Here is a 9,813-nt window from a genome sequence, read left to right on the forward strand (position 1 = left end):
GTATCAGCGCTTGTAGTGCGGTTGGCGTTTCTCGAGGAATGCGGTAATCCCTTCGAATGCGTCCGCATGATGCAACGATGCGACGAAGTGATCGCGCTCGGTGTCCAGATGCGCATCGAGCGGCTGTGCGGCCGCATCGTCGAGCAGCGACTTGATGCGCGTGAGCGCGTTCGGCGAGATGCCGGCAAGCGAGTCGGCCCACGCGAGCGCGTCGGACAGTGCGGCACCGGGCACGGCGAGCCGATTGACGACGCCGAGTGCATGCAGGCGGTCGGCCGCGACGGGCTTGCCCTCGAACAGGATTTCGGCGGCGAGCGCACGCGGCAGTGCGCGCGAGAGAAACCACGAGCCGCCGCCGTCGGGCGTGAGGCCGACACGCGCGTACGACATCACGAACTTCGCGTCGTGCGCGGCAACGATCAGGTCGCACGCGAGCGCGAGCGAAAAGCCCGCGCCGGCCGCCGCACCTTCGACTGCCGCGATCACGGGCTTGGTCGCTGCGCGGATCGCCGTGATCCACGCGGCGAGTTGATCGATGCTGTCGGCCTGATAGGACGGATCCTTCGAGCGGTTGTCGAGCAGCCGGTTCAGGTTGCCGCCCGCGCAAAAGAAGCGATCGGCACCCGTGAGCACGACCGCGCGAACGGCGGGGTCGCGCTCGGCGGTGGCGAGCGCCTCGACGCCGGCCGCATACATGTCGGGATGCAGCGCGTTGCGTGCGCCGGGATTGGACAGCGTGAGGACGAGCGTCGATTCGCTCTCGGGCGGACGCGAGGCCAGCAGTTCAGCACTCATGCGAGTGTGTCTCCATCGGATGGCGAGGCTGCGGCACCGCATGCTACGCGGGCGCATGCGCATACCCGTGAGGGTGCTGCCGCAGCGGATGCGTTGTTGTCGTGACAGACGCGAAACTGCTTTAGACTAGCACGAACGTGCTTTTCAGCGCGACGCATCCCGATGCCGCCGGCATCGCCGCGGCCGCGCTTCAGCAACGAAGGAGACCCCGATGCTACAGCTGTGCGGTATTCCGTTGTCCAACTATTACAACAAGGTGAAGTTCGTCCTGCTCGAACATGACATCCCGTTCGAGGAAATGGCATGCAGCCTGCCGATCAGCGATCCGGCACTGCTCGCCGATTCGCCGCTCGGCAAGATTCCGTTCTTGAAGACGGAAGAGGGCGCGCTGTTCGAATCGCAGGTGATCATCGAATATCTGGCGGCGCGTTATCCCGACAAGGCCATTTTCCCGGCCGGCCCGTTCGCGGCCGCGAAGGTGCGTGAACTCGTCGAGACGCTCGAGCTGTATCTCGAATGGACCACGCGCGAGGTCTATACGGAAGCGTTTTTCGGCGGCAAGGTCAGCGACGGGACGAAGGCGCACGTCGAGAAGCGCCTGCCGCGCTCGATCGATGCGTTCAAGCGGATGACGCAGTTCTCGCCCTACGTGCTCGGCGACACGTTCAGTCTTGCGGACATTGCCGCGACGATTCATCTGCCGGTGATCGGCATGGCGACGAAGGCCATCTTCGGTCGCGATTTCCTGCTTGATGCCGGCATTGACTGGAAGGCGCACGCGAAGCTGGTCGGTGAGCGGCCGGCCGCGCAGCGCGTGGCGGCTGATCGCAAGGCCTACGTCGAGGCGACGAGCGCTGCGCGTTCGTAAGCGCGGCGTGGGCGCGGTGTCGTACCGCGCCCGGCCGCCCATGCAGGCCTTACAGGCGTGCGAGCCGTTCGAGTGCGGATGCCAGCGTGCTTTCCTGTTTCGCGAAGCAGAAGCGCACGACGCCCGATTCGCGCGGTTCGTGATAGAACGCCGACACAGGAATCGCCGCCACGCCGATCTCCGACGTGAGCCACTTCGAGAATTCCGCTTCGGGCAGGTCGCTGATCGCCGAATAGTCGACGCACTGGAAGTACGTGCCGGGGCATGGCAGCAGCTTGAAGCGCGTGCGCTCGAGGCCGGCGCGGAAGAAGTCGCGCTTCTTCTGGTAGAAGTCGGGCAGTGTCAGGTACGGTGCCGGATCGCGCAGGTAGTCGGCGAGCCCGACCTGCATCGGTGTGTTCACCGTGAACACGTTGAACTGATGGACCTTGCGGAACTCCGCGGTCAGCGCGGCAGGCGCCGCGACGTAGCCAACCTTCCAGCCCGTCACATGGTAGGTCTTCCCGAAGCTCGACACGATGAAGCTGCGCGCGGCCAGTTCCGGGTAGCGTGCGACGCTTTCATGGCGCGCGCCGTCGTAGACCATGTGTTCGTACACTTCATCCGACAGGATCAGCACGTTGGTGCCGCGCACGATCTCCTCGAGCTTGCGCATGTCGGCCTCGCGCCACACCGTGCCGGTCGGATTGTGCGGCGTGTTGATCATGATCATTCGCGTTTTCGGCGTGATCGCGGCGGCCAGGCGATCGAACGGAATCGCATAGTCTGGCGCTTCCAGCGTGACGAACACGGGCTTGCCGCCGGCGAGCTCGATCGACGGCAGATAGCTGTCGTAGGTCGGTTCGACGACGATCACCTCGTCACCCGGATGGACCGCGCACAGGATCGCCGTCAGCAGGGCCTGCGTCGCGCCGGCCGTGACCGTGATCTCGGTGGCGGGATCGTAGAGCCGGCCGTAGACCTGCGCGATCTTGCCGGCGATCGCGTCGCGCAACGGCGCGACGCCGGCCATCGGCGGATACTGGTTGTGACCGTTGCGCATCGCGGTCGCGACCGCGTCGACGATGCGCGGGTCGCAGTCGAAATCCGGGAAGCCCTGGCCGAGGTTCACGGCGCCTTTCTCGGCGGCGAGCGCGCTCATGACCGTGAAGATCGTCGTGCCGACGTTCGGCAGGCGCGAGGGGAAAACGGGAGTCGTGGGCATGTCGGAAGGAGCGTTCATCGATACGGTCGTAAGCGGGTGGTGCCGGGCCCTTCAGGCCGGCGTGGTAGTGGTGGCCAACGCGGCATCGAGCGCGCAGGCTTCGGTAAACGGCGCGGGCTGCGCGATCCGGAAGCCGAAATCGCGCGCGGTGCGCTTCGCGAGCTTGAGCAGCGCACGGTCCTTCGATACGAGCCAGTCCGCCTGCGCGGCGCGCGCAAGCTCGAGGAATTTCTGGTCGTCGCGGTCCTTGCACTTTGGCAGGGGGGGCGCACCGGCGTCGACGGGCGGTGGCTCGACGAGGCTCGTCAGGCGCGCGACGGTCGCGAGCGCTTCGGCCTTGTCGATCGCGCGCGCCTGAAACTGCGGATAATCGAGCACGAGCACGAGTTCGTTCAGGCAGCGGCCGTCGATTACGGCGGCCAGCGTGCCGCGTTCGAGCGCAGCCCGGATCGGGCGTGTGGCAGGGTCGTCGAATACGAGTATGTCGATCCAGACGTTCGAGTCGAGCACGACGCGATGTGCGGCATGCGGGGCGATGGAGCGGGTCATTCGTTACAATCGGTGGTTTTCGTCTGACCGCAAGGCACGGCGTGCCAGCGAGCCTCTATGATAATCGTTCTCTCCCCAGCCAAATCCCTCGACTACGATACGCCCGCCCACGTCCCGTCTTACACGAAGCCTGCATTCGTCGACGATGCGTCGGAACTGATCGACGGCCTGCGCAAGTTGTCGCCGCAGGACATCTCGACGCTGATGGACATCTCCGACCCGCTCGCGCGGCTGAACTTCCAGCGCTATGCGGACTGGTCGCCGACCTTCACGACGGCCAACGCGAAGCAGGCGGTGCTCGCGTTCAACGGCGACGTGTACGAAGCGTTCGATGCCAAATCGTTGTCGGCCGCCGATCTCGACTACGCGCAGCAGCACGTGCGCGTGCTGTCGGGCCTGTACGGGCTGCTGCGTCCGCTCGACCTGCTGCAGCCGTACCGGCTCGAGATGGGTACCCGATTCGCGAACGCGCGCGGCAAGGATCTGTATGCGTTCTGGGGCGACCGGATCACGCGGGCGCTGAACGAGCAGCTCGAGACGCGCAGCGGCGCGGCGCGCGTGCTGATCAACTGCGCGTCGACCGAGTACTTCAAGTCGGTCAAGCCGAAACTGCTGGCCGCGCCGATCGTCACGCCGGTGTTCGAGGACTGGAAGGGCGGCCGCTACAAGATCATCAGCTTCCATGCGAAGCGCGCCCGTGGCTTGATGGCGCGCTACATCGTCGAGAACCGCATCGCCGAACCGGCGGCGCTGAAGGATTTCGCGGTGGAAGACTACGCGTTCGATGCCGCTGCGTCGAATGATTCGACTTACGTATATCGCCGGCGAATCGGCGAATGACCAAGCCGGCCGTTCACGAGACGGCCGGCGCATGCATGAGGCCGGACCCGCGGCAAACTGCCGGTTCCGGTCGACACTGGAGAGATAGATGACCCTTTCGATCACCAGCAATTTCGACGCGGGCGCCATCGACGTCGTGTCGTGCGACAGCCCCGACGCGATCCGGCTGCGCGTACGCGGCGACAACCGCTCGGAATTCGCGCAATGGTTCTACTTCCGCTTGACGGGCGCACGCGGTACGCGGTGCGTGATGTCTTTCGAGAATGCGGCCGAATGCGCGTATCCGTCGGGATGGCGTAACTACAGTGCGGTCGCGAGCTACGACCGGGTCGACTGGTTCCGCGTGCCGACGACGTTCGACGGCAAGACGATGACCATCGACCATACGCCCGAGTTCGACAGCATCTACTACGCGTATTTCGAGCCGTACTCGGAGGAGCGTCATGCAGCGTTCCTTGGGGCGGTCCAGCAATTGCCGCAGGCGAGCGTCGTCGAGCTCGGCCGAACGGTCGAAGGCCGTCCGATGTCGCTGCTGACGCTCGGTACGCCGGAGGTCGACGGCGCACCGAAGAAGAAGGTATGGATCATCGCGCGCCAGCACCCGGGTGAGACGATGGCCGAGTGGTTCGTCGAAGGGCTCGTCAAGCGACTGGCCGGGTGGGGCGACTGGGCGGGCGATCCGGTGGCGCGCAATCTATACGACCGCGCGACGTTCTACATCGTCCCGAACATGAATCCGGACGGCAGCGTGCACGGCAACCTGCGCACCAACGCGGCGGGTGCGAACCTGAACCGCGAGTGGATGGCGCCCGATACCGAGCGCAGCCCCGAAGTGCTGGCTGTGCGCGATGCGATCCATTCGATCGGCTGCGACATGTTCTTCGACATTCACGGTGACGAGGATCTGCCGTACGTGTTCGTCGCGGGTTCGGAAATGCTGCCGAGCTTCACGGAGCAGCAGGGCAAGGAGCAGACCGCATTCATCGATGCGTTCAAGGTCGCGAGCCCGGATTTCCAGACCGAGCACGGTTATGCGGCGAGCAAGTACAAGGAAGACGCGCTCAAGCTCGCGTCGAAGTACATCGGCCATCAGTTCGGCTGCCTGTCTTTGACGCTCGAGATGCCGTTCAAGGACAATGCGAACCTTCCGGACGAGCGGGTCGGCTGGAACGGCGAGCGGAGCGCCGCGCTCGGCGCGGCGATGCTGGCGGCAATCCTGGTGCACGTCGAGACGTTCGCGTAAGCGTACCTTCGTCGATATGAAAAAGCCGGCGCATCGCACGATGCGCCGGCTTTTTTGCTTCTGTCGTTGCCGCTCCGTCGGATCAGGACTTCTTCTTCGCGGTTTTCTTCTTCACGGCTTTCTTCTGGCCGCTTGATTTTTGCGTTGCAACGGCCTTCTTGCCGGTGCGGCCGGATGTCTTGGCCTTGCCGCGGTGCGACTTGCCCTTGAACTTCTTCGTCGACGACGACGGGCGCTCGACACGCGGCTTCAGTGGTGGCACCGGATCGTTCCAGCTGAACGCCAGCATTTGTTGTCCGACATAGCCGCAGCGGAATTTCAGCGGTGTCGGGTCGCTGCCGTCGCTGTGGACGCCGAGGCCGTCCACGGTGACGATGTTGTCGACCTTCACGCGCTGCTTGCCCTGATCGAACGAATCGTTCCACGGCGTGATCGTCGCGTTGCCATTTTCGAACGCGTTCGGCGCGAAGTCGACGCGGTCGAAGGCCGTCGATGTGCTGGCGATGAAGCTGCCGTGCGCCGCACAATCGGCGACGATCGGATCCGCATGCATCTCATTGACGAATTTGTTGATCAGTTCGGAGCGCTGATCGAGGAGGTCGGCGAATACCGGTGCCGGAAGCGCAAGCGACAGGCCCGCGACACAGGCTGCCAGCTTGCCGAACGCCCGGAAGATCCGGAGCGAGGCAGGTGAGCTGTCCATCTGGTTATTGGTGAGGAGCGAATGAGACATCGGGCACGTATAGATGCCCGATGAAGAACAGGAGTTCAATCTTAGCGTAAAAAAGTCGTGCGGCAGTAGATGTCGCGCTCTCCCGCGCTGCGGAAGCGGATCGTCACGCGCACCGATCGCACCGGGACCGGCGTGTTCAGGCGCGCGGGCCGCCGAGGCGATAGCGCCGAACGTCGAACGTCGTGACCCACGCCGGACGATAGACGGCGATGAGTGCGGTGGCCATGCCGGTGAACCACGCTTCGCCGAGCGCGAGCAGCGCGGTGTTCAGCAGATAGCCTGCGGGAATGACGACGGGCACGCCGTCCGCGAGAACGAGCCGGACACCGGCCGCAGCCGCGGCGACGGTGACGATCGCGATGGCCGGTGACAGGAATCCCTGGCAGGTGATGAACGACGCGAGATTGTGCGGGAGCCGCGCGATCGCGGCGCGTTGCAGCAATGCGGACACGGCGACCGGCAGCGCGCCGTAGATCAGATAGGTGACGCCGACGCCTTGCCACGGCGCGTCGAAGACGATAGCGGCGACGGCAGTGACGGCGCCCATCGCGATCAGCGCAAGCGTCCAGTCGAACAGCGTGACGAGCAGCGTCGCGCCGAGCAGGTGCATGACGATGCCGTCTTCGAGCCACGCGTTCGAGGCCCAGAGCACCGTGATCGCGGTGACGAGCGCGAGCCACACGTGCTGGAGCGTTGCGTCCTGGAGACGGACGAAGGGACGATTCCAGAGCGCGAGCGCGAGCAGCGCCACGGCGGCGATCCAGCCACCGATGCCAACCCAGAGCGGAAGCGGTGTGAAAAGAAAACCCATGCGTCCATATTACTCGTTGAGCATCAAAGGTGGGAATCCGCACATGTCGACCGTCGCAATATCGATACTGTCCGATCAGCGCTCGCGCCGAAACCGCGCTGGCGGTTCGGCCGCGAGCGGCAGGTCCCGGGTGTCGGTGTTCGCGGCGGGCAGCGGGTATGGACGGTCGTTCCGTTGCTTGCGCAGCGGAACCGGGCCGCGTTCGCCGATGACGGGCTTGCTTGCACGATCACGGTTCGCCAGCAATACCTCGAGATGCGGCGACAGCCACCCGTTGTAGATCGCGACTGCGGCGGCGCGGTTTGCCGCGCCCAGCTGCTGGAAGATGCTTGCGAGGTGGATCTTCACGGTACCTTCGCTGATGCCGAGCGTGCGAGCGATCATCTTGTTGGTGCTGCCCATATGGACGAAGCGCATGATCTGCGCCTGTCTCGGCGAGAGGAGGCCGCTTGGCGGGCGACGCGGCAGCGATCCTGCGAGCGTCTGGAAATGGGCGTCGTGGCGTACTGCGGCAGTGGAGGGCAGCAGGCTGAGTGCGATGGGCGGGATGTAATGGCCGCCCAGCAGAACCATTTCGAGTGCCCGCACGATCAGGTGCGGCCGCGTGGAGTGCGGGATCACACCTGCGACGCCATAGTTGTAGAAGCGCTGGATGGCTTCCGGCGTGGATTCGTCGATCAGTACCGCGGCGGGTGTCGGCGAACAGGCGCTGCAGAGCGCCTGGAGTTCGCAGAGGCGGCCGACGTCCAGCCAGTCGATGGCAACGAGGTCGAAGCGCTGGGTGCGCAGCAGCCGGCGCGCCTGGAAGCCATCGGGCGCATCGTTGATACTGGCGTGACGGTCGATCTGCCGCAGCAGGGCCTTCAGTCCGTCACGCCGTTCGGCGTCTGAGTTCAGCACCAGGAACCGCATATTCAACCTCCGTAAGGTGAGTCATTGAGCTGCCGTTGGCATGCGTTGGATCCGATAATGACAAAAACCTTACACGAAGTCTGCTTGGCTGAAAGGCTTAGGAGAAGTCTGAAATTTCGAGTGAGGGAAATGCGGACGAGAAAAAAGCCGCTCCGGCTGGAACCGGGAGCGGCTTCGTCGGGCAGGCGCTGCGGGCCTGCGATGCACGATCAGTGAAAGTGCGGTTGGGCGGGCGACGCGTCTTCTGGCATTTCCGCGTGGACGATCTCGCCGAGCGGATCCGCATAGAGCGGCACGCCGCAGTCGTCGCAGTATTCAGGCTCGAAGCGGCCCGCGTGCCGGCGGACGTCGGTCACGCCGCATTCCTTCAGCAGACTTACGATCTCCTCAAGCGGCCCTTCGATCGGTGCTTCGCCTTCGAGCGTCGCGCTGTCGATCGACACGTCGCCGTTTTCGCGGCCGTAGAGCGGCCACACGACGCCATAGATCACGTCGTTGCTGGCGCGTCGCGTGAAGCCGACGCGATACTCGTCGATCCGGCGCTCGCCGAAGCCCGCGACCACGGCGCGCAGCTCTTGCGGTGCCGTACCAAGTGTGTCGAAAAGATAACGTATAGCCGTTCGGACCGTGTGCGGACGGATGCGCTCGTCCGCATCACGGCAGGCCGAATAGTATGCGTCCGGGAGCAGGCATTCGAACTCGCAGCCGGGGAGGGCAATCGACAGGTTCGGACCACCCTGCGCGGTCCATTGCTCGAGACACTGACCGCGTTCGATCCGATTGCCGTGCTCTTCTTCCTGCCAGCGGAACAGCGGTGCGCCGGCTGGAGCGGCGACGACGGCGAGGAGGAAGCGCGGGTCAGCCAGGATCGGCGAGGTTTCGGGCAGGTCGCCGAAGCTGAGCTTGGCTGCATGCTGGCCGAGCGCCGCGTGCGCGAGTTGCTGGGCGAGCCGGTAGGTCTCGACGTGGTGGCGCGGCAATTGGTCGATGCTGTAGAGGAACGGGGCCAGCCCGACCAGCGTGCCGGTAGCGAGCACGTGCGCCTGAAGGTGCGTGCGCAATGCGTCGGCGACGTCGCCTTTCAGCGGGCCCGACGGGATCATATAGCGCGTCCAGGCAAGAACGGGAACGGCGACCAGCAGCGCATCGTACGGCTGGCCGTCGTGCTCGATCACCATCGATTCACTATGCGTCTCGGCCATGTCGGCGAGCGCGCCATAGGCGTCAGGGTGGTTCTGCTGCAGATGGTCGAGTGCCGCGTCGAGCGTGGTCTGGTTGCCGTTGCGAACGATCTTGGCGAGTAGCGCATCGAGCTTCGCTTCCCAGAAGCGATCCTCGATGCGGCTGCCCGAGGCGAAGAGCGCAAGCGACAGGCCGACCAGTTTGTCGGCGTCGGGGGGGAGGCGTTTGGCGATTCGCTGGCGCATATTAAATACGTATAGAAAGGGGCGAAGAACCTCACATTCTAGTCCGTTCTTTGCACCATAAGCGGTCTCGTGCTCCGGCATGGCCGGAAGGCCGAATCGGCGGGGATGAAGAAAAATCCATCAAACCCTTGCGCGATTGCCGGGAGCTGCTTAGAATCACGCCTCTTTCGCGCTAACGGAAACGCGGCGCGGAGGAAGAAGGGAAGCGGTGCGATGGAGGGTTGGTTGTAGAGCCCCGGCGCACATGAAGTTGAACCCAGTCGCCGCAACGAAGCAGTTCAAAAAGTTGTTGACTGACTGAAAAACACGGTTCATAATCTCGCTTCTCTGCTGCTGAAAACGCAGCGCTGCTGGGAAACTTCAGGTTTCTCGCAGAAATGCTCTTTAAAAATTAACAGCCGATAAGTGTGGGCGCTTGATGGAAGCGAGCT

10 protein-coding genes are annotated in these 9,813 nt (G+C 64.3%); 3 read left to right on the forward strand and 7 right to left on the reverse strand.

What is annotated here, in order from left to right; all coding sequences use genetic code 11:
- Nucleotides 1-3: 3 nt before the first annotated feature.
- Nucleotides 4-795, reverse strand: coding sequence for an oxepin-CoA hydrolase, alternative type (locus tag DIE08_RS21225; RefSeq protein ID WP_124903411.1), 792 nt, complete (start codon nucleotides 793-795; stop codon nucleotides 4-6).
- 211 nt (nucleotides 796-1,006) lie between these two features.
- Here DIE08_RS21225 and DIE08_RS21230 point away from each other — a divergent pair, with 211 nt between their 5' ends.
- Nucleotides 1,007-1,663: a glutathione S-transferase gene (locus DIE08_RS21230; protein WP_059600443.1), complete on the forward strand. Its 657-nt coding sequence runs from the start codon at nucleotides 1,007-1,009 to the stop codon at nucleotides 1,661-1,663.
- Nucleotides 1,664-1,712: 49 nt separating this feature from the next.
- On the opposite strand, the gene DIE08_RS21235 is transcribed toward DIE08_RS21230, so the two are convergent.
- Both DIE08_RS21235 and DIE08_RS21240 read right to left on the reverse strand, forming a co-directional pair.
- Nucleotides 1,713-2,885 (reverse strand): pyridoxal phosphate-dependent aminotransferase, encoded by a 1,173-nt coding sequence (locus DIE08_RS21235; RefSeq protein ID WP_124903413.1) that lies wholly within the window; start codon nucleotides 2,883-2,885, stop codon nucleotides 1,713-1,715.
- A 33-nt stretch (nucleotides 2,886-2,918) separates the two neighbouring features.
- A complete protein-coding gene (locus DIE08_RS21240) occupies nucleotides 2,919-3,416 on the reverse strand; it encodes a putative toxin-antitoxin system toxin component, PIN family (RefSeq protein WP_124903415.1) in 498 nt (165 codons plus the stop codon).
- A gap of 57 nt (nucleotides 3,417-3,473) precedes the next feature.
- Between DIE08_RS21240 and yaaA the strand changes: the two genes are divergently transcribed.
- Entirely contained in the window at nucleotides 3,474-4,256 is a 783-nt protein-coding gene (gene yaaA, locus DIE08_RS21245) for a peroxide stress protein YaaA (protein ID WP_124903417.1), read from the forward strand.
- 88 nt (nucleotides 4,257-4,344) lie between these two features.
- Nucleotides 4,345-5,499: a M14-type cytosolic carboxypeptidase gene (locus DIE08_RS21250; RefSeq protein ID WP_124903419.1), complete on the forward strand. Its 1,155-nt coding sequence runs from the start codon at nucleotides 4,345-4,347 to the stop codon at nucleotides 5,497-5,499.
- Between the two features lie 82 nt (nucleotides 5,500-5,581).
- Here the strand turns inward: DIE08_RS21250 and DIE08_RS21255 are convergent, their stop codons facing one another.
- From DIE08_RS21255 to DIE08_RS21270, 4 genes are all read right to left on the reverse strand, one after another.
- The gene (locus DIE08_RS21255; RefSeq protein WP_124903421.1) at nucleotides 5,582-6,232 is read right to left on the reverse strand and encodes a BspC domain-containing protein; all 651 of its coding nucleotides are present in this window, start codon (nucleotides 6,230-6,232) and stop codon (nucleotides 5,582-5,584) included.
- Nucleotides 6,233-6,368: 136 nt separating this feature from the next.
- The gene (locus DIE08_RS21260) at nucleotides 6,369-7,043 is read right to left on the reverse strand and encodes an energy-coupling factor ABC transporter permease (RefSeq protein WP_059600449.1); all 675 of its coding nucleotides are present in this window, start codon (nucleotides 7,041-7,043) and stop codon (nucleotides 6,369-6,371) included.
- A gap of 75 nt (nucleotides 7,044-7,118) precedes the next feature.
- Nucleotides 7,119-7,955, reverse strand: coding sequence for a response regulator transcription factor (locus DIE08_RS21265; protein WP_059600450.1), 837 nt, complete (start codon nucleotides 7,953-7,955; stop codon nucleotides 7,119-7,121).
- Between the two features lie 209 nt (nucleotides 7,956-8,164).
- Complete coding sequence (locus DIE08_RS21270) at nucleotides 8,165-9,382, reverse strand: DUF2863 family protein (protein WP_059533163.1); 1,218 nt, start codon at nucleotides 9,380-9,382, stop codon at nucleotides 8,165-8,167.
- Between the last annotated feature and the right edge of the window lie 431 nt (nucleotides 9,383-9,813).

The sequence above is a fragment of the Burkholderia sp. Bp9004 genome, from assembly GCF_003858025.1.
Lineage (GTDB): Bacteria > Pseudomonadota > Gammaproteobacteria > Burkholderiales > Burkholderiaceae > Burkholderia > Burkholderia diffusa.

Bases quoted from the DNA above. Each gene is read 5' to 3' on its own strand.
- DIE08_RS21225 (WP_124903411.1), bottom strand. From the start codon at position 795: ATGAGTGCTGAACTGCTGGCCTCGCGTCCGCCCGAGAGCGAATCGACG.
- DIE08_RS21230 (WP_059600443.1), top strand. From the start codon at position 1,007: ATGCTACAGCTGTGCGGTATTCCGTTGTCCAACTATTACAACAAGGTG.
- DIE08_RS21235 (WP_124903413.1), bottom strand. From the start codon at position 2,885: ATGAACGCTCCTTCCGACATGCCCACGACTCCCGTTTTCCCCTCGCGC.
- DIE08_RS21240 (WP_124903415.1), bottom strand. From the start codon at position 3,416: ATGACCCGCTCCATCGCCCCGCATGCCGCACATCGCGTCGTGCTCGAC.
- yaaA (WP_124903417.1), top strand. From the start codon at position 3,474: ATGATAATCGTTCTCTCCCCAGCCAAATCCCTCGACTACGATACGCCC.
- DIE08_RS21250 (WP_124903419.1), top strand. From the start codon at position 4,345: ATGACCCTTTCGATCACCAGCAATTTCGACGCGGGCGCCATCGACGTC.
- DIE08_RS21255 (WP_124903421.1), bottom strand. From the start codon at position 6,232: ATGTCTCATTCGCTCCTCACCAATAACCAGATGGACAGCTCACCTGCC.
- DIE08_RS21260 (WP_059600449.1), bottom strand. From the start codon at position 7,043: ATGGGTTTTCTTTTCACACCGCTTCCGCTCTGGGTTGGCATCGGTGGC.
- DIE08_RS21265 (WP_059600450.1), bottom strand. From the start codon at position 7,955: ATGCGGTTCCTGGTGCTGAACTCAGACGCCGAACGGCGTGACGGACTG.
- DIE08_RS21270 (WP_059533163.1), bottom strand. From the start codon at position 9,382: ATGCGCCAGCGAATCGCCAAACGCCTCCCCCCCGACGCCGACAAACTG.